The 26,160-nt window shown below is 49.2% G+C and carries 22 protein-coding genes; 10 read left to right on the plus strand and 12 right to left on the minus strand.

Annotated elements, in window-relative coordinates:
* Window positions 1-134: 134 nt before the first annotated feature.
* Together GA004_RS12885 and GA004_RS12890 are read left to right on the plus strand one after the other, a co-directional pair.
* Window positions 135-683, plus strand: a complete 549-nt coding sequence (locus GA004_RS12885; protein ID WP_283394280.1) for a hypothetical protein — start codon at window positions 135-137, stop codon at window positions 681-683.
* Between the two features lie 88 nt (window positions 684-771).
* Window positions 772-1,305, plus strand: coding sequence for a hypothetical protein (locus tag GA004_RS12890; protein ID WP_283394281.1), 534 nt, complete (start codon window positions 772-774; stop codon window positions 1,303-1,305).
* A gap of 75 nt (window positions 1,306-1,380) precedes the next feature.
* Here the strand turns inward: GA004_RS12890 and GA004_RS12895 are convergent, their stop codons facing one another.
* Window positions 1,381-2,346 (minus strand): tetratricopeptide repeat protein, encoded by a 966-nt coding sequence (locus GA004_RS12895; RefSeq protein ID WP_283394282.1) that lies wholly within the window; start codon window positions 2,344-2,346, stop codon window positions 1,381-1,383.
* A 108-nt stretch (window positions 2,347-2,454) separates the two neighbouring features.
* Between GA004_RS12895 and GA004_RS12900 the strand changes: the two genes are divergently transcribed.
* A complete protein-coding gene (locus tag GA004_RS12900) occupies window positions 2,455-2,919 on the plus strand; it encodes a hypothetical protein (protein WP_283394283.1) in 465 nt (154 codons plus the stop codon).
* 744 nt (window positions 2,920-3,663) lie between these two features.
* Here the strand turns inward: GA004_RS12900 and GA004_RS12905 are convergent.
* From GA004_RS12905 to GA004_RS12915, 3 genes are all read right to left on the minus strand, one after another.
* Window positions 3,664-4,197 (minus strand): hypothetical protein, encoded by a 534-nt coding sequence (locus tag GA004_RS12905; RefSeq protein ID WP_283394284.1) that lies wholly within the window; start codon window positions 4,195-4,197, stop codon window positions 3,664-3,666.
* 97 nt (window positions 4,198-4,294) lie between these two features.
* A complete protein-coding gene (locus GA004_RS12910) occupies window positions 4,295-5,143 on the minus strand; it encodes a pseudouridine synthase (RefSeq protein ID WP_283394285.1) in 849 nt (282 codons plus the stop codon).
* A gap of 67 nt (window positions 5,144-5,210) precedes the next feature.
* Entirely contained in the window at window positions 5,211-5,888 is a 678-nt protein-coding gene (locus GA004_RS12915) for a hypothetical protein (protein ID WP_283394286.1), read from the minus strand.
* Window positions 5,889-6,183: 295 nt separating this feature from the next.
* Between GA004_RS12915 and GA004_RS12920 the strand changes: the two genes are divergently transcribed.
* Window positions 6,184-7,083: an NAD(P)-dependent oxidoreductase gene (locus tag GA004_RS12920; protein ID WP_283394287.1), complete on the plus strand. Its 900-nt coding sequence runs from the start codon at window positions 6,184-6,186 to the stop codon at window positions 7,081-7,083.
* A 519-nt stretch (window positions 7,084-7,602) separates the two neighbouring features.
* Here the strand turns inward: GA004_RS12920 and GA004_RS12925 are convergent.
* Window positions 7,603-9,027 carry a Gfo/Idh/MocA family protein gene (locus tag GA004_RS12925; protein ID WP_283394288.1) on the minus strand — a complete coding sequence of 475 codons (1,425 nt, stop codon included), beginning with the start codon at window positions 9,025-9,027 and terminating at the stop codon, window positions 7,603-7,605.
* A gap of 161 nt (window positions 9,028-9,188) precedes the next feature.
* Entirely contained in the window at window positions 9,189-9,818 is a 630-nt protein-coding gene (locus tag GA004_RS12930) for a tetratricopeptide repeat protein (protein ID WP_283394289.1), read from the minus strand.
* A 133-nt stretch (window positions 9,819-9,951) separates the two neighbouring features.
* On the opposite strand from GA004_RS12930, the gene GA004_RS12935 reads away from it, so the two are divergent.
* Window positions 9,952-10,458, plus strand: a complete 507-nt coding sequence (locus tag GA004_RS12935; protein WP_283394290.1) for an FKBP-type peptidyl-prolyl cis-trans isomerase — start codon at window positions 9,952-9,954, stop codon at window positions 10,456-10,458.
* 122 nt (window positions 10,459-10,580) lie between these two features.
* On the opposite strand, the gene GA004_RS12940 is transcribed toward GA004_RS12935, so the two are convergent.
* Window positions 10,581-11,066, minus strand: coding sequence for a hypothetical protein (locus GA004_RS12940; protein WP_283394291.1), 486 nt, complete (start codon window positions 11,064-11,066; stop codon window positions 10,581-10,583).
* Between the two features lie 115 nt (window positions 11,067-11,181).
* Here GA004_RS12940 and GA004_RS12945 point away from each other — a divergent pair, with 115 nt between their 5' ends.
* Together GA004_RS12945 and GA004_RS12950 are read left to right on the plus strand one after the other, a co-directional pair.
* Window positions 11,182-12,582, plus strand: coding sequence for an arylsulfatase (locus GA004_RS12945; RefSeq protein ID WP_283394292.1), 1,401 nt, complete (start codon window positions 11,182-11,184; stop codon window positions 12,580-12,582).
* A gap of 571 nt (window positions 12,583-13,153) precedes the next feature.
* The gene (locus GA004_RS12950; RefSeq protein WP_283394293.1) at window positions 13,154-14,149 is read left to right on the plus strand and encodes an ADP-ribosylglycohydrolase family protein; all 996 of its coding nucleotides are present in this window, start codon (window positions 13,154-13,156) and stop codon (window positions 14,147-14,149) included.
* A gap of 387 nt (window positions 14,150-14,536) precedes the next feature.
* Here GA004_RS12950 and GA004_RS12955 read toward each other — a convergent pair whose 3' ends face one another.
* From GA004_RS12955 to GA004_RS12965, 3 genes are all read right to left on the minus strand, one after another.
* Window positions 14,537-15,901: a Gfo/Idh/MocA family protein gene (locus tag GA004_RS12955; RefSeq protein ID WP_283394294.1), complete on the minus strand. Its 1,365-nt coding sequence runs from the start codon at window positions 15,899-15,901 to the stop codon at window positions 14,537-14,539.
* A gap of 726 nt (window positions 15,902-16,627) precedes the next feature.
* Window positions 16,628-17,047, minus strand: a complete 420-nt coding sequence (gene arfB / locus GA004_RS12960; RefSeq protein ID WP_343218859.1) for an alternative ribosome rescue aminoacyl-tRNA hydrolase ArfB — start codon at window positions 17,045-17,047, stop codon at window positions 16,628-16,630.
* A 187-nt stretch (window positions 17,048-17,234) separates the two neighbouring features.
* Window positions 17,235-17,429, minus strand: coding sequence for a cold-shock protein (locus tag GA004_RS12965; protein WP_283394296.1), 195 nt, complete (start codon window positions 17,427-17,429; stop codon window positions 17,235-17,237).
* Window positions 17,430-17,674: 245 nt separating this feature from the next.
* Here GA004_RS12965 and GA004_RS12970 point away from each other — a divergent pair, with 245 nt between their 5' ends.
* The gene (locus GA004_RS12970; RefSeq protein WP_283394297.1) at window positions 17,675-19,351 is read left to right on the plus strand and encodes a class II aldolase/adducin family protein; all 1,677 of its coding nucleotides are present in this window, start codon (window positions 17,675-17,677) and stop codon (window positions 19,349-19,351) included.
* Between the two features lie 94 nt (window positions 19,352-19,445).
* Here the strand turns inward: GA004_RS12970 and GA004_RS12975 are convergent, their stop codons facing one another.
* Entirely contained in the window at window positions 19,446-20,456 is a 1,011-nt protein-coding gene (locus tag GA004_RS12975) for a ThuA domain-containing protein (protein ID WP_283394298.1), read from the minus strand.
* Window positions 20,457-21,748: 1,292 nt separating this feature from the next.
* On the opposite strand from GA004_RS12975, the gene GA004_RS12980 reads away from it, so the two are divergent.
* Both GA004_RS12980 and GA004_RS12985 read left to right on the plus strand, forming a co-directional pair.
* The gene (locus GA004_RS12980; RefSeq protein WP_283394299.1) at window positions 21,749-23,314 is read left to right on the plus strand and encodes a sulfatase-like hydrolase/transferase; all 1,566 of its coding nucleotides are present in this window, start codon (window positions 21,749-21,751) and stop codon (window positions 23,312-23,314) included.
* Window positions 23,315-23,415: 101 nt separating this feature from the next.
* Window positions 23,416-24,435 (plus strand): SMP-30/gluconolactonase/LRE family protein, encoded by a 1,020-nt coding sequence (locus GA004_RS12985; protein WP_283394300.1) that lies wholly within the window; start codon window positions 23,416-23,418, stop codon window positions 24,433-24,435.
* A 211-nt stretch (window positions 24,436-24,646) separates the two neighbouring features.
* On the opposite strand, the gene GA004_RS12990 is transcribed toward GA004_RS12985, so the two are convergent.
* Complete coding sequence (locus GA004_RS12990) at window positions 24,647-26,083, minus strand: sulfatase family protein (RefSeq protein WP_283394301.1); 1,437 nt, start codon at window positions 26,081-26,083, stop codon at window positions 24,647-24,649.
* Window positions 26,084-26,160 lie beyond the last annotated feature (77 nt).

The following is a 26,160-nucleotide window of genomic DNA, read 5'->3' on the forward strand; positions in this document are numbered from 1 at the left end:
CATGCATGTATCGCGCCATCTGAAGCAAAATGCATCCTGATCGTGCTATCAGGGTTCCTTGCAAAAAAAGTAGGCGTATCGGAGCCACTTAGCTCTTCCTCTCAATGCGGCTTACCCTTAATTAATGCCGTATTATGAAAACAAACACCTTCATCACATTAAGCACAGCAACTGCCAACGTCGGGGTCCTTGTAGGACTGGTCTTCCTTATCTTTGAAATTAAACAAAATTCTGCCATCGCTCTTTCTCAGATTAGGCAAGAGAGATCCTTGAGTGGGATTGCTGAGTATTCTTCTTACGCTCAAAATCAAGCATTCTCAAGATTGATAGGTCGCGGATTGCGGAACGCCGAATTTGATTCAATCTCTCCGGACGAATGGCACCAAGTTTATAACTTGGAATTAGCCAGAATGACGAGGATTGAAGACGTCTTTTTTCAGTACCAAGAAGGACTAATTGACGAGAGCGTATACCGATTTAGTATGGCAATGGCCGCAGGCAAAATGCCAATTTGGAAGTGGCTGAAGATAGTATCAGTAAATCCGGATTTTTCCGCTGCTGTCGATGCTTTCATGGATACACCGGAATACGTACCTTCTCAATCTTCAACCATCTTCAAAGAATGGGCTAAGTCAAATGAAAGTCCTATGCGGGGATTAGGAGTGCCGAGATTTATTCAGTAATAGGGTCTCCAACTGTGTTTGAATAAAGCACCGCTTCTTCCCAATAAGTTTGTGCTTTGAGGGTGCCTCCATTAATGCTGGAGGCATTATGAAATCCAACACAGTCCAAATTCTCACTACAGTACTTAGTAACGTCGCCGTTTTAGCTGGCCTTGTTTTCCTTATCTTTGAGCTAAGACAGAATTCTGACATAGCCATGTCTCAAGCAAGACAACAGAGAAACCTGAATTTGCACCAAGCTTCACTCGCCAATGCTCGCAATCATGAATTCTCAGAACTTCTCGGCCGAGTCTACCGTGACCATAATTTTGACTCATTAAGCGGGGAGGAGTGGCAGAAAATTTTTTTGTATGAAAGAGCGAATATCATGAATCTTGGAAATATCCGCTTTCAGTGGAATATGGGCCTGATGGATGAAACTCCCTACAACGGTCAGTTACGCAAAGCCGCCAATTCGGAGGAGTTTTGGCAGTGGCTCGGTGGGCTACGCGTTCCCCACGTCGACTTTTGGGAAGATGTGGATGAATTAAAGAATCAACCAAGCTTCAGTTGGCACCCATTCACGTTGGCTTTTAGAGAATGGTCTAAAGACAAGGATCCTCTGGCTAGAGCCTTTTACTAGACTGGCTTCAAAACCTTTGAGCTAATCGTCCGCCAATTGTCCCATCCATTCTCTCAGCTTGTCTAGCCTCGGCTACTACCCTCCCAACATCTCTGGGTGATCCTTGTTAATCTTAGTGAGTATCTGTATCGACTGATCGATCTCTTCCTCGGTCAGTTCCTCGTTTAGCATAGTTAAAATCTCCCCCGCACCTTCAATGCGTTTAGCAAAGGCGACGGTGGCCCAGACATTTGCAACAACTCTATCCTGTTCTATCCCCCCGCCGTACAGGTACATCAGTGATAGACAAAAAGCAGAGCTGCCATCTCCCTGCCTAGCGGCTAGGTTGAACCAAAGAGCAGCTTGCTCACTGTCTTTATCAACTCCCCAGCCATCTCGGTATAAAACCCCCATCAAAAACATTGAATCAACGTGGCCTCTCTCAGCACCTTCTCTGACTAAGGCTACTCTCTCTTCTGATGGCGGCTGGTCGTCTTCTGTCGGCGGAATGGAATTATCTCCAGCCAGATCGGCATTGGCCTTCATCATCTGTTGGGCTAGTTCCTGTGCCTCCTTAATTTCCTTACCTTCTAAGTACTCCTCTAAAGATTTTTCCAAGTTCTCACCACCTTCCCAACCATTGGCAGCAGCGACAAAAAGCCACGCATACCCCTTTTGGCCATCTTGCTCTACGCCCTTGCCCTCAATATAGCTTAGGCCTATCCGCACTTGGCTTGATAGGTGGCCTTTGTTTGCAGCTTTCTCAAAGCACTTAAAAGCTTCCTCAGGATTCTTGGCTACGCCCTGTCCCTCATCATAACAGATACCAAGTCTCCAATAATTCTCGGCACTTCCTTCCTCTGCTGCTTTTTTAAACCATTTAAATCCCTCAGGTTTATCTTCAGGGACGCCATCACCTAACATGTAAGCACTACCGAGGCTGTACTGTGCAGCCGTTGACCAAGAGCTTTCCTCAAGCCACTCGGCAACTTGCTCTGGACTCCTTCCCGCTACTGAAAACTGAATACAAAGGGGGAGAGCAAGGAATAGGAGACGCAACACCACCTTAAGTTATCCCCCATTCTAAATCCTTCAAGGGTTCTCTTCCCTTTTTGAAAAATAGTTTCCCTTTTGCGAGACGAATGAGTAAAGGAAGGCAGAATAATACCAATGATGAAAGTAAAGGTGAGTTTTGACACGTGGTTACAGCTACTTGGCATGTTAGGTGTATTGGGCGGCTTGATCGCGTTGGTCATCGAGCTGAACCAATCACAGAAATTAGCTCGAGCTACTGCTTATCAAGTAAGGGTATCAGAAATTCAAGAAGCTCAAAGGGAGCTTGCACTATCAGAGGATTTGGCCGCCATTCTTCACAGGTTTGATTCTGAAGGGGTTGACTCTCTCACGGCTGACGAGAAGGGTAGAGTAGTAGCATGGAATTTGGCAATACAGTGGCGGATGCAAGGACAGTTTTATCAGTATGAGCAAGGTTTTCTTGAAGAAGCCGCCATGCAGAGAACCCTCGACGGCCTAGCAAATGGTATTTATGCGAGGTGGGAGCAACTTGGTTTGACGGATAGGATTCACCCAGCTGCTTGGAAAAACACGATTATAGCGAGATTAAATCAAGAATGAAGAATATAAGGCTCGCTTGGTCGAGTTATCCAATGTGAGCCAGAGATCTCGTTAACCATTCTGGAAATTTTCAAATCAAGTACGGATGATGAGACAGTTCTGAACAGAGAGAGCTTTTGGAAGTGCGTACTCCATACTAGAGATTTTGGTTACAATCGAAATTGAACCTTGGAGCTTAATATTAAACACACGAATGGGTATGATGACCTACCGTTCAAAGGGCTCTACAGAGGCCGTCGAAGACTGTCCATTCTACAGCATTACAGCCAAGCGTATCATTGCTGAGAATGAAACTGCCTTTGATGTCCACGACGCTTTTCCTGTTACTCCGCTATCTCAGCCACCTCCACTAACACCTCGCCCGTTCCTACATCGGCCGAGCTAACCTGTACTGTGTAAACCCCTACATCGAGAGATACAAGGGTTGCAGCACTAATTGTATCATCAGTCAGGAATGGACAACCTTTGAAAAGGGATACTATCTGCCCTCAGACAAACCCGGCTTTGGGACTGAGTTGACCGAAAAACTCGTCCAGGAACACGCAATCGCCGAGCATCCGTCAATTAAGGTCATTATGTACCCATTTTTCCCTTTGAGTAAATACCATGAAGCTTGTCCTTGCTGCCTTTGGTAGCGGGCAATCTCCGAGCACCCATCGCGGTATCTATGGGGTGGGCACTCTTTACAATACCTCGAAACTTGCCTAGGGTAAGCTTTGTTGAATACCGCCCTTTCTACCGAACCTAGTTTGAATTAGTGGATTCGCCCGTCCAAACCGTATTCCAGTCAAGAAAGACTGAGTCTGCCTTGATCGTAACCTTGTAAACGCGCTGGTAGCTAATTCTCACCGGGGCCTCGACCTGCCGAATGGAACCGTCTGGAAATCGCACATTTTCATAACCGCTTGATTGACGTTCGATAACATCCTCGGCCACATTTACTTCTCGGAGAACGATTCCGTTAGCACCCATTCGGGCCGCTCTCTTCTTCAGATCCGTTACGATCTGCACCGTTTTGTCGTCAATTGCTGACGGGCTGTTGCTGGCCGTCGTACCGCTCGATTCCAGTTTGGCGATTTCTTCGAACTTCACGGGTATATCCATATCGGGAACCCATGACAGCAGTCCGGCTGGATTCTGGTAGATATCGACATCCCACTCCGTCAAAGCAGAGCGAGTCTTTCCCGTGACTTGCGTCGTCCCCGAATTTGTCGTCTCACATCCCGAAAAAACTAAACAACCCACCGCAATCAAACTAACTATTATAGAACGCCTCATCATATTTCTCCTCCAGAATCCCAAATCTACGCTCAACGAAAATTCAGGTCAAATCACAAAACTTGTGAATGCCCGCCATAGCGAAACCCCTCATTTTTCACCATTTCAATTTTCTTTGAGAACTAAAATGCCTCAAATCACCCGCTAAGGGGTCGGTGAACTCGAGCTCAATCGCTAAAAGCTGCAGAGGTTTTTCATAATTATCGGGCACCTCGTCTTGAAGGTCCGGATAGTACTTGTCATTCTCAATCTGGAAGCCAAGCGAAGCCATATGACAACGTAATTGGTGCCTCTTTCCGGTATGGGGGAACAGGTGAAAGTAGGTTCGTCCGAATTTAGATTCGACTGGAACAATTCTCGTTGAAGCATTCGGAACCCCTTTGCCTTCGCGTATTCGAAATGGGGGCTCACCCCCCTCCAGTCGGTTATCTAACTGCCACTCTTTTCGAGCCTCGTTAGGCACAGTGGGAGAAATGGCATGATAGACTTTGGAAACCTGTCGCCTTTCAAACATCAATTGATAGGCCGCACGAGCCTCTGGGTTGAGAGAAAACATCACCAGTCCTGCCGTTTCTCGATCGATCCGGTGGATCGGGGCAATTTCGAGAATTCCCGTTTTCTCCCTTAGCCGATGTATCAGACTTTCATTTACGAATCGCCCTCCTTGCGTAGTCGGCAAAAAGTGTGGCTTGTCTACAACCAGCAAATTTTGATCTCGGTAAATGACTTCCTCCTGAAAAGGAATCGGTATCTCTTTTTCTACTTCACGAAAATAGAACAGTTTCCTTCGTGGCGCGTAGGCAGTATCGAAGGCCACGGGACAACCATCCTCGTCAAGCACCTTACCCGAACGTATGCGCTCATCCCAAGTGTCTTTATGGATACGGGGAAACCTCTCTACTAGGAATTCCAATATCGATGGAAACGGCTCATCAACGACCGGCATAGTGACCCTAGCTGGGAAATTGGAAATCGGCATCAGTCAAACATGAAGGGCTCTGCAAATCCCAAGCTCAATTTCTTCCAGTTGAATAGTACAGCCAAACTTGGCTCTTTATCCAATCGGCGTCTTCCCGGGGAACCTGGACAACAGTGGAACTCTCCACCTGATCCCAGTCTAAAGGCAAGCCCACAAAACGGTTCTCTCTTGGATCCTTTGCCGTAAGGTAGGTATACAACATACAACCACTGACGAACCGGGCAAGCGCATTGCCACGCCCTGGATTCGCGTACCATCCTTCCACGCCATATTTTTTGACGGCATCTCCCCAAAGAAATCTTGCCGGAACGAGAATCACTCTGTAACGCTTTCCGCCAATCTTCATCTCCTCCAAACCCGAGTGAAGTCGTTCGTATATCTGATCGACAGGCAGACGGTACCTTTCCAGAGTATGCAACTCTGGATGCATGTAGAGTACGGTCTGGGCGCCTGAATCGACAATGGTTCGATGAATCGTACCCAGAGCTTGCAAGTTTTTCTCGAAAGGAATGCTGCTCCCTCGATCTTCCGGTATATCCACCGGTTCCGGCAACAAGTATCCCGAACATCTCGCCTCGACAATCACATAGTCATAGCCGCCCGATCGGATAAGTGAGAGAATTCGCTCATCTCCGGCTACCTCAGGAAGGCTCAAAGGAATCCGCCCGAAGTCGAGGAACTCAACACCGTGCCCGTTTTCGTGTCTACGCATTTTACTTACCGCCTGGAAGTCGAGACCGACCGTTTCACAAAAACCGAGAAACGGCTGATGAACGCCTCCCTAAAATCCCAAACGCTATTTCCTAGAAAGACAACGCGTTTACCACTTTGCCAGTAACAGAAAGTTGATGCGATCGATAATACGGTCCAAATTGTGAAAACGGCTACTAGACTTTTCTTTTCCATTCCTCCAGTCTAACTGCATGGTTGCGACTTGTATCACAAACCGCAAAAATTACATAGGCGAAGCGATTAACTAGCCAGAAAAACCCTTAAAAACAGTATATATGACGAATACAGAAAAACCCACTATCGGATTTATCGGCCTCGGCCTTATGGGCTCGGCCATGGTTGAGCGACTTCAGTATCTCGGATACCCGATGACCGTAATCGCCCACAAAAAGCGTGAGGCCGTTGAAGCCGCCGTAACCCGAGGCGCAGTAGAAGCGAAGTCCCCGGGAGAACTGGCTCGGGCTAACCAAATTGTAATGGTCTGCGTGGATACATCCGCATCGGTCGAGGCCAATATGTACGGTCCAGAGGGAGTAATCGAAAATATTCGACCCGGCTCGCTGGTCATCGATTTCGGTACTTCCATCCCTCAATCCACTTTAAAGCTGGAAGCCGCGCTAAAAGTGAAAGGCTCCAGCATGATGGACGCTCCACTCGGCCGCACTCCCGCCCACGCGACTGATGGCCTACTCAACATTATGTCGGCCGGAAGCGAAGAGGATTTTAATCGGGCAAAACCGGTCTTTGAGGACCTGGGCGAGAACGTCTTTCACGTAGGAACTATTTCCGTGGGTCACACTCTGAAGCTGATCAACAATTTCTTCGCCATGACTACGGTTTGCGCCCTGTCCGAAGCGTTCGCCATGGCCGACCTCGCCGGATTGAATAGGGAAACCTTGTACAACGTAATGGCTTCCGGTCCCCTCCACTCGGGAATGATGGATTTCATCAAAGCGAACGCGGTTGACGGGACCAAAGACATGCTCGCCTTCTCCATTGCCAACGCCCGAAAAGATGTTGGCTACTACAGCAACATGGCGGACGATCTGGGTGCCCCCAGCTTTATGTCGCCCGCAACCAAGCAAGCCATGAGCCTAGCTCTTTCCTCAGGATGGGGCGATAACATGGTTCCGGAAATGGTTGATTTCGTGGCGAGCACCTTTGCCAAGAAATAGCATCACCAATCAGAGGATCTACCCTTTTCGCCTTCACCCCGTCGCGTTCAGACAACTCCCGAATCTCGATCTCAAATCCATTCAGCACTTCCTCCGATGAATTCTTTGAGAGTCGATTCGACTTTGATTTCTTTTCAGCAAAAAGGCGACTCGTCTCTTCCTCATACGCTTCTTTGTCCCTAGCAGGCTCAGCCACCTGCGTACCATACCAAGCGGCCCCTGCAACGGCAAGCGCAACTAATGAACCGAGTAAAATCCCGGAGCGACGATTCGACTTTGTAGCACGTTCTCTCCGTCGCTTCGACAGCGATGAGTCGCCATCTGTTTGGCCCTTACTCATAATGCGACTTGATTCTGCTTCATGCCCTCTGATAATGGATCAAAAGGGACGATCTTCTAGCGCCTGTAGAAGCGATCCATAGCCTGAACCCTCGGCTTCCGCCGCCGTCACCATAGAGGGAATAAGAGATCGCCCGTTAGCTAGACCTACCCAATGGTGACAGGCCATCAACTGTCAATCTAGCCCTTGAATTTCCATCCTTTTCGGTAATCGCGCTGGACGAGTTTCTTTAGGTCTGGCCGGCCGACAATTTCCATTTCCTTGGCATCCCATTCGAGTTCCTCATCTGGATTCTGCTGAGCTATCACACCGAGGAGAACGGTTTCCGCGAACGGTCCCGACTGCCCGAAATGCGACTCCGCCTGGTCAATTTTTCCCGTAATCGCATCAAACCATTCCTTGTAGGGATCCTGATCCTTGGCGCGAGCAATCGTCTGATCCGGCCATTCAAACCCATCGACTCCCGCCCGAGAATGGAGGAACCAATTACCATGCCGTCGATTGAATATCAACTTGCCCTCTTCGCCAATGACAATGCTGCCGAACTGCTGGAACGGTAATCCATCGAGTAGCTTTGTATTCGGGTGATTAAACTCGTCGCTGTGCTTGATAAGTGCCCAAGTGTCACGATCGAATTCAGCGTCGAGGTAACCATCGTACCAAAAATACTTAAATCCCTTTTTCGACGTGTATTGGTTAGCGGCAAACTCCCATAGCACCTTGGAGTTAATCGGTGGCGAAACCTCGGTGGCCCCCTGCTGCTCAGCCTTGACCGTGGCAGGCACTCCTGGGTCCACGGCCCAATAAGCCATATCCATAATATGACAGGCCATGTCGCCCAGCGCCCCCGTACCGTAGTCCCACCAACCGCGCCAAGCGAAGGGCGCGATGTTCGCATTGTAGCCCACTTCTGGAGCGGGTCCAATCCACTGCTCCCAGTCTAGCCATGAAGGCATGTTTTCCTTCGCAGGTGGCTTGGCGAATCCTTGAGGCCAAATGGGTCGATTGGTCCAAGTGTGAGCTTCCCTCACCGGACCAATGACACCCGCGCGAATCAACTCGACGCAACGGCGCATATGGTCGTTGGCATGGGCCTGGTTGCCCATTTGCGTTTTCACACCGTGCTTTTTAGCGAGCTCCGTCAGCACGCGAGCTTCCCATATCCCATGGGTCAGAGGCTTCTGACAATAAACATGCTTACCTCGCTGCATGCCCATGGCGGAGGCGTGAAAGTGATGATGGTCCGGTGTCGATACGATGACCGCATCAACTTTGTCGCCAAGTTTTTCATACATCTCCCGATAGTCAGTGAAAAAAGCCGCATCGGGGTATTGTTCGCGTGTTTCAATGACCGACTTCAGCCGCTTCACATCCCTTTCCGTTGACGACATCCTTTTCGCGTCAGCGGTATCAACGAGCCCGACCACGTGAAATCCCGCTTCATCGCAATGAGTGATGTCGACTCTTCCCTTCCCTCCGGTTCCGATTCCAACTACCGTTGGCTTGGTCAGATTCCCCCGAGCGTGACTCGGTAGGATGTGAAAGCTAAAGGCGCTGCCAGCGATTGCAGTAGCCGACAACTTGCCGAAATGCCGACGAGACATGGAACTAGAAGTTTTAGGGTCTTTTTTCTTCATGGTAAAAATTATGATTATTGATCATTATCCAGTCCCGGTCCTACCTGTCAAATCGACAATGTTAAGCGGTGCACGCGTAGAGCTTGTAAACTAGGCTTTTGAATCTGGATCAAAGTTGTCCACGTGGCTTAATACAGCACAACACTTCCGAAAGCGGCCTTGCGGACCGCCTTCGAAAACACTCGTTTTGACTGTTTGACAGTGAAGGTTACCGGACTGACTAGCAATTTTCCACCTTGAGCGAGCCGGTGATGCCATTTTTTTCCTCGTCGATAACTTCGAATGCCACGTTCTATTCGCTCTAATTCGGATTCCCGAAGATTCGTGTGCGACCATGTGTCCGAAAATCTCGGAGATGGACGACGCGGACTCGCTCGTAATTCTGGCGCGTAGGCAAAACTTCCCGGCCGACGGGGAAGTGCTCGAACGCTTTGGAAAGAAGATGTATTCACATTGGGCCGACGAGGACTGGAGTGAACCGTATGGCCCATCAGCCCACTTTGAGGTCTTTTAGGACTCAATCGAATCCCTCTGGCTCCTCCCTGCTGAGCCAAAGCCGACCATCTTCTAGCTCTCTCCAAGTCTCTTGGAACCCCTTTTCCAGACTGGTACATATAACTCAGTATGTCTTGCGCCTCTGGATCCCCCTGCTCTGCCCTAAGCTTCACCTCGTCGTAGAAACCGGCGAACAGATTTCCGGCAAAGACTAAGGCAAAAACCAGGTAAGTGCAAAGTGGGCCTTTGTTAACAGCCGTCATCTAAACACTGCATACATCAGTCTACGTTTCCGTGCCAAGTGCAGATTGGTAAATATGCCGTGATCCCAGCTGAGTCTTGCTTCTTTTCACTATATTCTTACACAGTTTCTTATGACTCCCACGAGTTATCCCAATGCGACCATTCTTTATTCTCTCAATTCTCGCCTTATGCCTTATTTCAGGCGGTCTCTCCCGTACAAACGCCGCTTCGAAATCAGAAATTCGCCAGGCACGTGCAGCAGAAAAAGCGTTTCTTGAAAAAAACAAATCTCGAGAAGGTATCACCACCACCCGGTCCGGGCTCCAGTACGAAATTCTAGCAAAAGGTGACTCGGACCAACTTCCCCGCCCAAGGGATGTCATTGAAATACACTACCATGGAACGCTGACTGATGGTACCGTCTTCGATAGCTCGCTTATGCGGGGTCAGACGATGGATATTCGATTATGGGATGTCATACCCGGATGGGTTGAAGGCATCAAGCTCATGTCGCCGGGTGACAAATACCGTTTCTATATCCCCAGCAATCTTGCCTACGGCTCCAAGGGAAACGGGGTGATTCCCATATATACCGTTCTTATTTTTGAGATCGAGCTTGTTGCCCTGAAAGAAAAAACACGAGGTAAACGGAAGAAGTAATAGTAGTGCTTCTACACTTCCCAATGGTATCGGGCGATCTTCGTTCGCACACAATTATTTCGAGATTGGTTGTGGGCGCTCGGAAATCGCCCGATACCCTTCTCTGAAGTCCATCGATATGATCACAACTCGACCCCGAAATGTCCGGCAGGAAGCGAGGCGCACATCTCTGTCGCTTTCGACAGCGTCAGCCCCAGCCATTCAGAGACGTTCTCGACTCCCCGGTCCAAGGTAAGCGAAGACCCCGCAAACTGTTTTTCACCCGGCAGTTGCACTACACCATCTGAGCCCACCTCGACCTGATGCGGTCCGATGTGATAGAATCCTGGAGGAGCGCCCGCAGCGGACATGCAATCGGTCGTGAAATACACCTTCCCCTTGGGTTTGGCTCGATAGAAATTTTTAAGCACAAAGGGAGGTAAGTGGATTCCGTCCGGAATAAAGCAGGCAATCAGTTCATCTCGAGCCAATAGGCGTTGAATGATATTGTCATGCCGATTAATGTTGAGCGGTACGCCATTTCCAATGTGAGTTCCAAAAGTCGCTCCCAAGGCGATGGCTTGAGTTCCTGCTTCTAGCTTTCGTACTCCTATTTGCGTCTGAAGCACAAAAACTCATTCGCCGACTCCTTAATCAAAAAATTGGTAGTAAACGGTATCTCCAGTACATCGGTTCCAATACAACTTCTCTTGACCCACCGTAGGCTCATGGATTTTCTCTCGCATGAAACTTAATACAAAAAGCGAACCCTGCCAGACACCTCGAATGAATAACATTTTTGCCATTATCGTTGCAACAGCAGTGTTGATCACAACTACCTCCTGCACCGACAATTCCGAATCAGCACCTCCAAACATTATATTCATCATGGCCGACGATATGGGTTATGGGGACCTAAGGTGCTACGGACAAACGACAATCCAGACTCCCAACATCGACCAGATGGCTAAGGAGGGTACTCGATTCACCGACTGCTATGCCGGATCGACTGTTTGCGCTCCTTCCCGTTCCGTCTTGATGACAGGACTACATACGGGGCACACAACGGTTCGAGGTAATTTTGGCAAATATGGAGTGACTGGACTCGCCGGTGGAAATGGCAGAGTCCCCTTGGAGAAGGATGATGTCACCGTCGCCGAAGTCCTTAAAACTGCAGGTTACAAAACAGGAATCAGCGGTAAGTGGGGACTAGGTGAGCCCAAAACCAATGGGCACCCTAATGATCAAGGATTCGATGAATGGTTTGGCTATCTTAATCAACGACGTGCCCATTCGTACTACCCGGATTTCATCTGGAAGAACAAAGAGAAATTTGAACTGCCAGAAAACCGTAATGGAAACGAGGGTACCTATACTCACGACCTGTTTACAGATTTTGCCCTCGACTTCCTAGATCGCCACGAGAAGGAGCGCTTTTTCCTATACCTTCCCTACACTGTCCCTCATTCGCGTTACGAAATTCCGGATACTGCACCCTACTCCCAGGAAAACTGGACTGATGACGAAAAAGTGCACGCAGCCATGATTACCCGACTGGATCGAGATGTCGGAAAGCTTTTCCAGAGACTGAAAGATCTAGATATTGACGAACAAACAATCGTGTTCTTTTGTTCAGACAACGGGGCAGCAGAACGTTGGGAAAAGCGTTTCGATAGTTCCGGAGCCCTCCGTGGTCGCAAACGGGACATGTACGAGGGAGGCCTCCGCACCCCGATGATCGTCCGCTGGCCCGGGGTGGTTTCCGCCAATAGAACCAGTGACGTCCCATGGTACTTCGCTGACGTCCTTCCCACTCTTGCTGAACTGGGAAACGCAGCCTCCACTCCTAACCTTGATGGTATCAGTATCGCCCCGACCCTGCTTGGCAAACCCCAGGACCTCAGCAGTCGCTACATGTACTGGGAGTTCTTTGAAGGGGGATTCCAACAAGCGGTTCGCAAAGGAAACTGGAAAGCCATTCGCACTTCCATTGGCAAACCGATAGAACTTTATAACCTCGAAACGGATATTTCAGAAAAACGGGACATTGCATCAAGACATCCCCAAGTAGTTACTGAAATGGAATCGATTCTCCAATCCGCTCGATCCCCTTCCCTTAACTGGCCAGTGGAAAGTCTCGATTAAGGAGCAAGCACTTTTTTGGGTTTAGCGGGATTTCGGCCCCATGAAGAATCCAGATTGACTTACCTGAAACTTGGGAGCTAATGACCAACAGTTGGTCGTCAAAATCAACAAGGATCGATTTCAGCTTCTCCATTAGTCCATAACCACAAACCACCCATTTAAAGGACACTCTCAATAGCATTCATTACACTTTTTGCTGTTTTCTTAATCGCAGCTTGCAACAGAGAGACCAGCAAAGAGAAAGCGGCTTCTGACGCGGAAGCGATGAAGAAGAAGCAAAGAAGAATATGCCTAAGTTCTAAAAGAGCGGAAACGGTTTTGAAAGATAACTGGCAAGACACTTTTCTATCTAAAAACTCGTTCGGATTCGTTCCGAGCGAGTTTTTTATGCAATAGGCTTATACCGCCGGCGAAAATATTTGATGAAGTGGCGGTGGCGGACATTCGCGCGGTAGTGCGCAATCAATCTGGCATTAGGACGGTTTCCCCAGAGTATTCCTCAAACAACATCGGTCCGTGCGAATAAATTAGAACCCATTATCGAGGGCCCAGAGGGTCCGTATCAATAACCATGAGTACTACGCTACAAAACGCTTTTCTGGGATCCCTCATTGCCGACGCCGCTGCCATGCCAGTGCACTGGTACTACGATACTCAAGCACTCGATCGAGACTATCCTGAGTTCTCAATTTATACGGCTCCCAAGAACCCGCATCCAGACAGTATTCTCTGGCGATCTAAGTATAATCCGGGAAACAGGAAAGCTGACATACTGCACGACCAGGCTCGGTACTGGGGGAAGCGAGGGGTACACTATCACCAGTTTCTTCCTGCCGGAGGCAATACGCTCAACTATCGATTGGCCATTGAACTCTACCGCCTCATTTTGGATCGTGGGAAATACCAGCCAGAGGAATGGCTCGATACCTACACCCAACTTATGTCAGACCCTCAATGGTCTCAGGACACCTATGTGGAAGAGTACCACCGCGCTTTCTTCGACCGCTGGTCAAAAGGCACCGCCCTGAAAGATTGCGGTATCGACGACCTGCACATTGGCGGAATCGCCACCGTGCCCGCCCTTCTAGCAGGATTTGTTAGTATTGGTAATACGGATACTGAGAGCTGGATTCGCATCGTTCGTGGGCATGTCGCCCTTACGCACAAAAACAGCTTTACGCTAGATGCTTCCGAGGCGCTCGCCCGAATCCTCATCGAGATCGCTGCCGGCAAGGCCCTTGACCATTCGCTTGAAGTTCATGGCAAAGCCTGGGGAAATCCCCTCCAGTTCCAAACTTGGAGCAAGCAAAAAGATCGTATGATCGTTGGTCGCCAACTTACCCCCGCCTGCTACTTGCCCGACTCATTTTCCGCTTCGCTCTACCTCGCCTGGAAGTACCAGTCCGACTTTAAATCTGGAATCATTGCCAACGCATTGTGCGGTGGCGACAACTGTCATCGCGGGGCCGTCGTCGGATCGATACTAGGGGCGTTAAATTCCTTGCCAGGGGATTGGCTGCAAGGACTTCTCGCTAAAAATCGCGTTCACAAAGAAATCGTTGTCTAGCTGCAATGTCACCTCTGGATCGAGTTGATCCCATCTATCTTAATACCACATGCAAAAAGGTTTGAGTAAATGGTGCTGGTTGTAGCGGGAGCAGTGCAAGGCGGCGTATTGCTTGCGACATGGGTGTCGTATGCGATGCTCCAACGCCGCTAACTCCCACTACAGCCGCATTCTCGGACGGGTTCGAGATTGGCCTAGGCGGCGCTCCGTGCGAACAGTACGCTTGGGAACAAGCCGCCTTGCCCAAGCCCCTCTCGATTCCCGCCATTTTATCAAAACCTTTTGCATATTATATAACACGGCAAGACCCTCACAACAGCCTTCGGAACAAAAAGTGATCAAACCCATCGAGAAGTAGCGAGCGGTGATCATCCCTCAATTTTAGTACTAAACCTTCGGATACTTCCAATCACCGCGATAATCCCGGCGCAGCAGTTTATTCGCGTTCGCGTCTTTGACGATTCGCTCTTTTTCCCCATCCCATTCGACACTGCGCCCTAGCTTGAGTGAAAGCATACCTAGCAGACTCAAATTGGTAGAGTAGTGTATCTCCTCAATATCGCAGACCGGCTTTTCTCCCGTCTTGATGCAATGTAGCAGATCCAGCCAGAGTTCCTTAATATTCTGTGAGTTTGGATCGTGCAACTGGGAATCTTGATGCACAACCGCTTGCTTCGAATTCTTCGGATAAAACGTCCACCCATTCCGCCAGCCCATGTGAAAAGTCCCTTCAGTCCCGTAAAAGTAGCATCCCACATTCTCACCCTTTTCAGCATTATTAGCCGCAAACCTCCTGTGTTCCCAAGTCGCCGTGAAGTTCTCGAACTCGTACGTCGCCACTTGATGGTCCGGGGCGTCAGTCGTTTGTTCCTTGTCATTGTAAATGGCTGGTCCGGCAATCTCGCGACCACCGGTTGAAAACACTTTTCGTGGATACTGCTCTCCCATTATCCAGATAATCTGGTCAAGCCAATGCACTCCCCAATCGCCCAAGGTGCCATTGGCGTAGTCGAGATAGTTACGAAAACCCTTCGGATGGATCGGTCGACCCCCGGTTCCAGGCAAAGCCTCGCAATAATGGCGATAGGGAGCAGGTCCGCACCACATATCCCAATCTAATTCCTTGGGCGCCTCTAGATTGGCTACCGGTTCCTCTGGTCCTCCGCCGTAATGCACGAAAGACCGTACCATCCCGATTTTACCTGCCTTGCCTGATCGGATGAAGTCATAGCCAGAAACATTGTGAGGGGAAATTCGCCGATGGGTTCCTACTTGCACCACTCTATCAGCCGCTCGTGACGCGTTTACCATCGCACGCCCTTCCTCAATGGTGTGGCCAATCGGTTTTTCGACATATACATGAGCCCCCGAATTGACCGCCTCGATCGTTATGAGCGGATGCCAATGGTCAGGTGTCGCCACGATTGCGATATCTACTTCTTCTTTGGCGAATAACTCTCGATAATCACGGTACTTCTTAGGCTTATCACCCGCGTCCTTCACGACACGATCGTAGGTTGTATCCAAATAGCGAGTATCCACATCACAGAGGGCAACGATCTTGCACTCGCCACACGCCATCGCTTCTCCCAGAATGTTATTACCCCACCAACCGGATCCAATTAAAGCAGTCTTGTATTTTTTATCACTCGCTTGAGCTAAGATTGCGGGACTCGCCGCCAGCACTGTACCAGCGATTGAGATTTCCTTAATGAAAGACCTGCGGTTTGTCGAAGAGAGATATTTATTCATTACAGTGGCGATTCCATAATTAGGGGCATATCTTCAGGCTTTGCAACCTATTGAATCCTAATCAAGTCTGCACCAAACGATGGGAGCAACTCAAAAGTCCCCCTGCTAACGTGAGTGCTAGCCAATCGACACGAACCAATAGAATCCACGTGTTTCCGACTAACACTAGCACGAATAAAAAAGCGGCTTCTTACCCTCCATCTAACTTGGGAAAGCGAATCCACTACCTTTCCTGGAAGGGATCGAACGGCTTTGCTCTGAACTAAGCCTCTTCGATCTCCTGACACCGTAGATACTAGACTACACCCTTGTATCAATCAAATGACCTTTGGGTGTGATATTCAACAATCCAAGAGTCGTGTAGGTGCATTTCCCAGAACGATCACTCAACACCTTCCGTACCGCTGCCTTTTTTAAGGCCTCCTCAGAAAAATTGATAGATTGTCTGATAGGCGTGCGAGACTTCTGGTTCAAGTTAAACGAGAGGTCGTTAAGGTTATAATCCGAGCGTCTTTCTTTTTCTTTTCCAAACAACATTACTTACTTTTACTAAAATTTTAGTAAAAAGGGAATAGAGTGGATTACTTATTTTTCATTTGTTTTTTACTTTTTGCGGACGTTTTGATTAAAATGCTCTCAATATCACGCTACTCCCCAACCTTATCTAACCCCGTTTTTTGGCATCACTGAATCGTGGACAACCTAAAACCACAAAGTCGATGCGGTCTATTCGCTTCTAGAGGGGCGTCTCCGAAGCGATTTCGTACAACCTCTCTGGATCTTGCGTTTCAAACGCTTCTCTTGGGATCTTCTAGAGGGTTTGGTTGGGCGTCGCTTCTTTGGCACAACCCGCACACTCTGCACGAGTTGCTTCAACCTATTCATTGCTTCTTCCCGGTTAGCCCCCTGGGATCTCGAGTCCTGAGACTTTATTGTGATGATTCCCTCTTCCGTTATCCGATGATCTCGAAGCGATAAGAGCCTCTCCTTAATAAAGGAAGAAAGGCTTGAAGCCTTGATATTGAAGAAAAGGTGGATCGCTGTGGAAACCTTGTTTACGTGCTGACCGCCCGATCCTTGGGATCGAACTGCTTTGATTTCGATCTCTGAGAGTGGGATCTCAATACTCTCCGATATTTTCAGCATTTGGCATCCTCTAACGTTATTCATCAAAATAATGCCTGAATCTCTTCTCAAATCGAGATATTTGAAGCTTCGGAATGCAAAAGGGGGAGCCATGGCTCCCCCTTTTGGGTTATTGAAAGTAAATCGCAGCCCTACCTAGCCTAAGGCTAGCTAACACTGCAGAATCAAGTGGTCCGAGAACGGACAGCTAGCTCTTCTTTACATTCGTAGCGCAAGGACCTTTACGTCCTTCGCCGATCTCGTAGTCGACGGAATCGCCTTCGTTTAGGGCGTACCCATCAGTTTCGGAGTGATGTACGAATAGGTCATCTCCACCTTCACTCTGTTGAATGAAGCCGTAGCCCTTTTCCGAATCAAACCACTTTATTGTTCCTTTTGGCATGTGTGTTTTATTTTGCTATTAATTCCGACCTATTACGAACCTCGGGTTCTACCTGAGTACGCGATCGGATGGCGGACGTTAGACAAAACCCCCACCCTGTCTAGAACCAAAATTCGATCCGTACAGATTAGTGAGGTCTAACTTCGATTTTACAGAGCGTCCGCAACTGGGGAAAACCGGGGCCCTTCAATCACTGGTCGATAGGCTTGAGAATCTGAAACAGTCTAGTAGTGACTCTCTCAATCATGGAAAACCGCTGGAACGATCAATTAGCAAAAGATTTCGAAAACGACCCCAGGCGCCTTCGCGTTTACACTTCCCGTCTCCTTGGTCAGGAGCCCCAGTTGGTTCTCCACGGAGGTGGAAACACCTCGGTGAAGATCAATGCGAATGATTTCTTCGGCAAATCGGTAGAGACTCTGTTTGTCAAAGGGAGCGGTTGGGACTTGGCTACGATTGAGGAGGCTGGGTTTGCCCCTTTGCGAATGGATGTTCTCAATAAGCTAGCCCAAATGGGGACGCTATCCGACTCAGACATGGTAGAGCAACAGCGCCAAGCAATGCTGGATTCGAAGGCGCCCAACGCCTCCGTCGAAGCTATTCTCCATGCGATTATTCCCTTTCACTACGTTGACCATACCCACGCCAACGCAATTCTAGCTATGACCAATACCGAAAATGGACTCGAGCGCGTTCAGGAGCTCTTCGGAAATCGCGTTATCGTCATCCCTTACGTTATGCCGGGATTTGCGTTGGCTAAACTCGTGTACGAGCAAACTAAAGACGTCAGTTGGGAGGATTACGAAGGCATGGTTCTGATGAACCACGGGATCTTCACTTTTTCGGATAACGCAAAAGAGAGCTACGAGAGAATGATCCTGCTAGTCACCGAAGCTGAAGATTACCTGGATCGAGCCAAAGCCTTGAAACCGGCTATTGGCCAGGGGGCCTGCGATCCCTTAGAACTAGCTCGCTTAAGGAAGAACGTCTCCGATCTCCGCGGGATTCCAGTGGTCGCCAAACTCGACTCAAGTCCGGAGGCTATCGGATTCGCCAATCTAGAGAACGCAGGCGAAATCGGCACCCGAGGCCCCTTGACCCCAGACCATTCTATTTTCGCTAAACGTGTTCCCGTTTACCTGTCAGAGAATACCGGCGATTCGATTGATACTTACGCATCCGAATACAAGTCATATTTTGGCCGAAATGCCTCAAACGGACTGACCTGCCTCGATTCGACTCCAAGATGGGGCATTTGGCCTGGTCGCGGTCTGATCTCTTTTGGACTGAATCCAAAAAACGCAGCCGTTGTTGGCGATATAGCCAGTCACACCACCCGCGTCATTCAAAACAGCGAATCGCTGGGAGGATGGGTCCCCTTAAAGGAGTGCGACGTGTTTGAGGTTGAGTATTGGGAGCTGGAACAAGCCAAACTAAAGACAGATAAGTCCGCCCCCTCGCTTCAAGGGAGCATAGCGCTCATCGCGCTCTCTGACGCTTTTATGGCCAACCAATGCAAAGAACGCCTGACGAAGGCGGGTGCCGCGGTCATCGCGATGGATGAGAGTTCTGTCCAAGACAAAATCGGATCAGCTGTGGAAATGACCGTCCTAGCCCACGGAGGTCTCGATATTCTTATTACGGACGTCGCATTAGATTCATCGATTGGAGTCCTTGCAGGCTCTCTACCAGCCGCCCTGCCCTATCTAAAACTTGGAGTTAACTCAAAAATTGTCGCCGTCGGAGCCTGCTCGTCATCAGCCCTGAATCAATGTCACCAAAAAATAGTGACTTTTTTGGCTGGATCAGGGGAAGCGCAAATAGGCGTCGTTGTCACCAACTCCGACAACAGTGAAACCTTTATTTCGGCCAATAAATCTACCCTCGAATCAAAGATAATTGAGAAGATCACTGCGGCGTAACGCCCTCCTATTCCTAGTCTCACAAACGCCACAATAGCCTACTGCAACTGGATTTCTCCGATTAGGAATAAAAATCTCGCGTCGCGGCGATTTCCTATTTCGATGCCGGCTTTTCAGGAGCCAGAGCCACAGGGATTGCAGGAAGCTCCGCCGAAGGAGTCGCGTCGGCACTTGTGAATCCCAACGCGTAGAGTATGCCATCATAAAGATGCTGCATGATTACAGGATTCTTGTAAGTTTCTTCTCGGTGTCCAAAATTCGTGTAGAACAGCCGCCCTTTGCCAAACCCACGTATCCAGCTGACGGGAACTTCTCTTATACCTGGATCATACTGGCTATTGAATTTTTCAAATTTCTCCAAATTCAACGGCTCCCTTACCTCCGGTTTACTCATGTCGAGACTGACCAAGACACGGAGATTCTCTTCGCCTTGGTAGTTAGAAGGTTTGTATTGGTAGATCTCATCCGAATGCCAAAATCCCTCACCTTTGAAAGCGGCATTGAGCGGATGAGTCGGATCGTCGAGTTTGAAGGCCCAAGTTCCGTTAGCAGTCCAAGGATGCCCATTAAACTGACCCCCTAACAATGCGGCACCCCCTTCCCATTCATAAAAGTTGTCGCTAGCTGCATGAATCCCAATAATGCCTTTGCCGCCTCGCACAAAACTCAAGACGGCATCCCGTTGCTTCTCGTTTTCAAACTTTAGACTAGTCGTGCTGTTGAGTAGAATCGCGTCGTATCCCTTGAGGTTCTTCTTGTTGAAAACCGAGTACTCATCGGCCAACTCGACAGAGAATGCCCTGGTTTTTCGAGCCATCTCCTGAAGCGCAAAATTCCCAGAAGGAATTGATGTATGGATAAAAGTCTCGCACCGCCAGAATAGAAGAATGCGCTTGGGCTTTTTCAGTTTCTTCTTTTTGAGCCCGGAATCCTGTGGCTGGGATTGGCTAATCTCCATCTGCATTGTGGAAGTTAGCCGCGTGAACCGTTCTTTGGCTCGTTGCTCCCAAATCGTAGGCACGGGCGCCTGGCCCTCGAGGGCCCAGACGGGCCCTAAAATTGTCACTAGTAGGAAAAATACTCCTTTCGACATCGATCGATTCATAATTTTTGGGATGAAAAAACTACATTGATTACCTGCGTTAATCAGAGGGTAGATCATGCAGACCCGACAAAGAAGAGCCCTAGCCGCTGATTGGCGACTCAAATTTTAAACAATCGTGAAACTACTTCTCCATTTTGGCCGCTTTTTGTAGGCGTTCTTAATAGCGAAATCAATGCGTCCTTCCATTGCCGGATGCAGTGCCATCGCCGAGGCCAAGCCGCTCTGCTAGTTCGGACTCGACCGGTGCACGACATGCAAATAAACGATTTTGTAATCTACATTGTACAGGGATCGATCCGCTGTCTTTTAATCAAAGCCATATCCCCGAGTGCAACTGCCGCGCCCATCTGCTTTCCCTTCTTCTTGGCCGAACCGCACATCAAGCCCCCCAGCCACACCCTGGAGCTCAGCACGTTTACGACCGCAGAACCGGCTTTTTAAAGCACCGTAATTATCAAATGATCCTACCACGCCTTGCTCGCCCATGCAATCAAATTTCCGTCATCGGTGAAAATGAGCATGAACTTGCCTTTCCCCCCTTCCAGAGAATTCGGAGCTTCGAGCTAAATCGTCATTTCACGATACTTTTCAACGACTTGGTTGATTTAGTTGATGATTGCCTGCACTTTAGCAACGTCTGCCATCGAGGCGGCGGACGAAAGCTGGCAGGAAACAGCGAGAGCAATAAACGCAAGTACGAGTCGATATAGGTTTTTTTTACTTAGCAATTTTTGGTTAGAGATTTTCAGGTATTCACGTAACCATGGACCCGTCACCTAACTTCAGCCGTAGCGAAACAGCATGGGTTTAGCCAAGAAAATATTCCAACGGCTTCCTTTTAGATAAGGATGGGCTAATTGCTTAGCTAGAATCCTCGATCCCATCTCGAAGGAGGCGATTTCTCTACTATTTGAAAAGGACACAAATCCCGCACTCGACATTCCATCGAAATGTCGAAATTCTTCTATGGTGCTAACTATCAGCCAATTGCCCCTAATCTCGGAAATCAGTCTATTTTACGCCTATGAACTCCTTCTTTGATCGCCTCATTGAGATGGGATTCGCTCTAAGTGTGCTCCTTATTAATAAAATGCTTGCCCTGCCATCCCCGCCTCTCACCATTTTCTCCCAAGGCAACTTGAGTTCATAAGATAGATGGCGTCAGTGCCCATTGGATACTTACTCACATAGAATTCTCCGGTATTCGCGGGGCGCACTTTTATTAAGGAAAAGAAAGCTAAAGAGATCGCTTGTTTTTAGATCCCAAAAGGGCGCTTAACGAATCCCTTGCAATGTTCGACCCGATAGCTATTTTTGGAAATAGTGCCGCCGAAGAAGTTTGGACCCAACGAAAAATAATGAAGCCAAGCAATCTCCTGACCTTCCTCACAATCATTTGCGCCACCGTCGCCGCCACGTTCGATGCACATTCGGCTGACAAACCCAACATTCTCTTTATCTATACGGATGATCAATCCGACCGTACTGTCAGCAGCTACGAACGAGCTCCTTCATGGGTAGACACACCGAACATCGATCGCCTCGCCGCTAGTGGCGTTCGTTTCAAACACGCCTACAATGGGACTTGGTGCATGCCCGCAAGAGCCACTTTTCTTACGGGCAAACATCAGTACGGCGTTGAATCCATGCGCATGGAAGGCGCCTACCCTGGAAGCACGTATGACCCCGAAAAAACTCCCTTCTGGATGCGTTCGTTCAAAGAGGCTGGATACACCACAGCCCATATCGGAAAGTGGCATACCGGGGTGGATACAGGGTATGGGAGAGACTGGGACTACCAGATCGTTTGGAACCGCCCTAAATTCCCGAAAAATTCAGGTAACTACTACGATGACCAGCTAATTTCCTTCAATGGTGGTGAAGCACAGATGACTAAAGGATATTCAACCACTAACTATACGAAATGGGCCCAGGACTATCTCAAAGGCGAAGGAAGAGACGAGAAAAAGCCCTGGCTCCTTTGGCTTTGCTACGCGGGAAGTCACGGGCCTTTCACTCCCGCCCCACGTCATATCGATTCAATAGATGAATCCATAGAAATCCCCTTTCCACCAGATTTCCACGGGCCCCGACCCGGCAAACCGCTGTACGTAAAGAAGCGTGAAGCATGGAAACTCGCCCGGGATGGGAAATACTATACCCAGCGACCCCCTAAGGGCGGAGAGTTTCAGGAAAGCTCTCGTCGGTATCAGGAAACCGTTATGAGCCTAGACGAAGCCGTCGGTCAGCTAATCGAAACTTTAAAAGAAACGAACCAATTCGAGAATACACTGATTGTGTTTACTTCCGATCAGGGTTTCGCTTGGGGACAACACGGGTTTCAACACAAAATAGCGCCCTACGACGCCAATATTTCCAGCCCGCTTGTAATCTCATTTCCAGGACGAGTTCCGGAAGGCAAAGTCTGTACCACTCCCGTGGGTGGGCAGGATTTGGTACCAACGCTTTTTAAATTTGCTCACGTGGAACTCCCCTGGGAAATGCACGGGCGGGACATTACGCCGCTTCTTCAGAATCCGGAAGCGAACAGTGATCACTCTGTCCTAATCGCCTACACAGCTCGAATTTATGGATCCAAAACCCGCGATCTTTCCCAATCGACCGACGAAGGTTCCGATATTCCTTGGTGGGTATCGTACCGTAAACATAACTACAAATTTATCAAAAATATGCTTCCGGGGGAAGTAGAGGAACTCTATGACATCAATTCGGATCCCGAAGAGCTGATCAACCTCGCCTTTTATCCTGAATACCGGGACGAACTCAAACAGCTCAAGCACGAGATGCTGGCCGAATTACGACGCACCGATTCACCCTTCGTCGACCAGATAGACTAAGAACGCAAATTAAAGGTAACAGGCGATCTCCGAACGCCCATAAAAATCAATTCAAAACCAGTGGGCGATCGGAGATCGCCCCTACCCAATACATCAGAAAATTGAAAACGAAACCCATCTCAATCACCGCCCTGGCTTTGCTCACGCTCCTATCGATAAAACTCCAGGGCCAAGATTCCACGAACTTTCCCACTATCGGTGAGGTTCTGCGTTTCGACAGGAAGGTAGACAGCCTCATAGCAAAGGATGCCAAGATCGAAGTGCTTGCTTCCGGCTTCGCGTGGGGGGAAGGCCCTGTTTGGGTTGAAGATGGCGGTTTTCTTCTATTCTCGGATGTTCATCGCAACCAAGTAGTGAAGTGGACCGAAGGCGTTGGGGCAGAAGTCTACCTTGAGCCCTCCGGATACACGGGCCATGGAACCTACAGTCTTGGGCTGGGTAGCAACGGGCTCGCAATCGACGATGAAGGGCGGCTCATATCCTGCGAACACGGCGATCGTCGATTATCCATGATGGTGTTTGGAGAGGGAAAGCGAACACTTGTCGACAACTACCAAGGAAAACGTTTTAACAGTCCGAACGACCTCGCCATCGGTCGCACGGGACGCATCTACTTCACGGATCCCACATACGGACTTCCGGATCGAGAAACTGACCCAACTAGGGAAATTGATTTCGCAGGCGTTTACCTTCTCGACCGAATCGGTAACGTTTCACTCATCACCGACGAATTGCGCTTCCCAAACGGAGTCGAACTTTCACACGACGAACGCACCCTGTATGTCGCCCAATCCGACCCCGACAATCCCATTGTCATGGCGTATCCGCTGGACAATAACGGGGAAGCGGGCAAAGGAACCTTGTTCTTCGATGCCAAACCGCACCGCCATCTCGGTGAAGGAAATCCAGATGGCTTAAAAATCGACCAGCAGGGAAATCTCTGGGTAACCGGTAATGGTGGTGTCATGATCATCGACCCCAGAGGCAAACTGATCGGGCACCTTTCCACGGGTGAAAAAACCGCAAATTGCGCCTGGGGCGACAATGGATCGACGCTCTATATAACCGCTGACATGTATCTTTGCCGCATAAAGACAAAGGTTACCGGCCGGGAATTCTAACCGAAACAAATGGCTCTACCCATTGTTCGTCGGCAAGATTGAATCGGATTTTTTCAGTTTTCTGGACGCGTTTAGTTTTACCTGCGAAGGTAACTTATGCTCATGCAGTGGGTGGAACCCCGAGAAGAGTAATTTCATCTGAATCGATCCATTTCAACCGGGCACTTGGATACAAACTCAAATAGGCTCTCGTTAGCGGACTATATTCCCACTAACGCGCCGTTTCCCACATCGTGCGGGTCTGGTAGCCACTACGCACCCTGAAGGACCCAATCGCATCGATCAGTTCCGTCTTCTTTTCGGCATATTTCGGATCATCCCACAGATTGACTTCTTCCGCAGGGTCACTGACCAGATCGATCAACTGCCCAAAGGGCTCATCTAAGAACTGAACAAGCTTCCAATCCTTGGTCCGAATCATGGTCACGAAATCGATGGTGTAGAGAAAGACGTCGCGCCCATGCTCCGCTATTACAAACTCCCGACCTTCGAAGGACTCCCCCTGCAACGCGGGTATCAGCGTTTCGGCTTCCATCCACTCAGGTTCCTCGACTTCGGCCAAATCCAGAATCGTCGGCCCCAAGTCCATTAGCTGACATAGTGCATCGACTTTACGACCTCCCTTGAAACGCTCCGGACACCAGGCGATTAGCGGCACGTTGGTAACGCAATCGTACATGGTCCACTTTTGGATATGACCATGCTCCCCAAGTGCCTCTCCATGATCGCTGGTGAAGAGAACTACCGTGTTGTCCAGATAGCCGTTTCGCTCGAGCGAATCCATGATCTCGCCCACTTTTTCATCGATCATGGAAACGTTTGCCAAATAGTATTCCCAAAGCCGCTGAAGCTGTTCTTCACTCGGATCGTCCAGATGCACCACCGAGTCGTGATCGACCTCGAAATTGTGCTCACGCAATTTCTGGTAGGGATCGGGCTGGCCCGCAATGTCCTCGCGCTTGATTTTCGGCAACGGAAGCTTCTTTCCTTTGTACTTCTCGATAAAGCGTTCCGTCGGATCAAAAGGCGGATGCGGTCCGGGAAACCCAATCTCCATAAAAAGCGGGCCATCAGGCTTCGGCTTGGTATCCAGCCACCAAGTTGCCGTATTCGCCACAAACATGTCTGAATGCATGTCCTCCGGCAATTCCCATTCGAACGCTCCCATCCGCTCACCGTAATCCGACCGCTTTCGGTAAAGCGTCCGTTGCTGTTTCACAAGTCCTCGCGCATGTAAGGCTTTGTCCCACTCATCGTAGAAATAGCGTTCCTCCAAATAGCGGTCTTTGTTTTCGACCACATAACGCTCATGAAATCCAAGCTTCGTATCGTATGGGTATGTATGCATCTTGCCTACGTTAACACAGTAGTAGCCCGAGTCCGACAAGTCACCCACCCACGACTTGCTCCAGGGATCCGCGTTTTTGAGGACGCCGGTTGTATGCGGGTAGGTCCCCGTAAACAAGCTGGCCCGCGAAGGTGCGCAAGAGGGAGCAGTTATGTGGCACTGACTAAAGGTAACTCCTTCGTTCACGAGCCGGTCCAAATTCGGCGTATCCATATATTCATAACCCAATGCTCGAATCGTTTCGTAGCGTTGCTGGTCAGTGATAATGAGAATGATGTTTGGGCGATCTTGTTTTGACATAGAAAATCCTCTAAAATTCGTTTTAAAATAGACCTCGTAAGGATGCCTTCTGAACGATTAAAGTTTTACCGACATCT

It is taken from the genome of Candidatus Pelagisphaera phototrophica (assembly GCF_014529625.1).
Classification (GTDB): Bacteria; Verrucomicrobiota; Verrucomicrobiia; order Opitutales; family Opitutaceae; genus Pelagisphaera; species Pelagisphaera phototrophica.